At 49.8% G+C, this 809-nt stretch carries 1 protein-coding gene; it reads left to right on the forward strand.

Annotated elements, in window-relative coordinates; all coding sequences use genetic code 11:
• Positions 1-781: IS3 family transposase (locus ACRCJM_RS11985; protein ID WP_431465087.1), on the forward strand; the 781-nt coding region annotated here is incomplete at its 5' end.
• Positions 782-809: the final 28 nt, after the last annotated feature.

Here is an 809-nt window from a genome sequence, read left to right on the forward strand (position 1 = left end):
GGCTCGTGTTCCTGCAGCACGTACTTTGAAGGACCAACTTCTGATTCCTGAACTGGTGAAAATCCATGAAGAGAATTATGGCGTGTATGGTGTGCGCAAGATGTGGCACGCCATGAGGCGTGCCGGCTGGGATATTGGTCGGGATCAGACCTACCGACTCATGAAAATAGCCGGTGTTGCTGGTGCTCATCGGGGTCGTAAACCTGTGACCACCAGAGCGGCCACAGTGATTGATGACCGTCCTGATTTGGTTCAGCGTAACTTTACCGCTGATGCGCCTAACCGCCTTTGGGTAGCAGATTTTACCTATGTCAGAACCTATTCAGGTTTCTGCTATACGGCCTTCATTACTGATGTGTTTTCCCGGAAGGTTGTGGGTTGGGGTGTTTCTTCGACCATGCATACTCTGGGGATGCCTTTGACGGCGTTGAAGCAGGCGCTTTTTGAAGCGAAGAAGGGTGGCTCTGATCTAACGCAGATTGTGCATCATTCTGACCGTGGTTCGCAGTATATTGCGCAGGATTACACTGCTGGTTTGAAAGAACTAGGAGTGCAGTTATCAGTCGGTTCTACTGGTGATTCGTATGATAATGCTCTGGCTGAGAGTGTGAATGGTGCTTATAAGGCTGAGCTGGTGAGGAATCGCCTTTTTGCTTCAGTTGGTCAGTTGGAGGTTGAGACTGCGTCTTGGGTTGCTTGGTGGAATGCTGGTCGGTTGCATCAGAGTCTTGGTTATCGGACTCCGCAGGAGGTGGTTGATGGTGCTTTAGTGGTCTTATAATTGTCGGAACTAAAGCCAGTACATATCA

It is taken from the genome of Rothia sp. L_38 (genome assembly GCF_050689125.1).
Lineage (GTDB): Bacteria > Actinomycetota > Actinomycetes > Actinomycetales > Micrococcaceae > Rothia.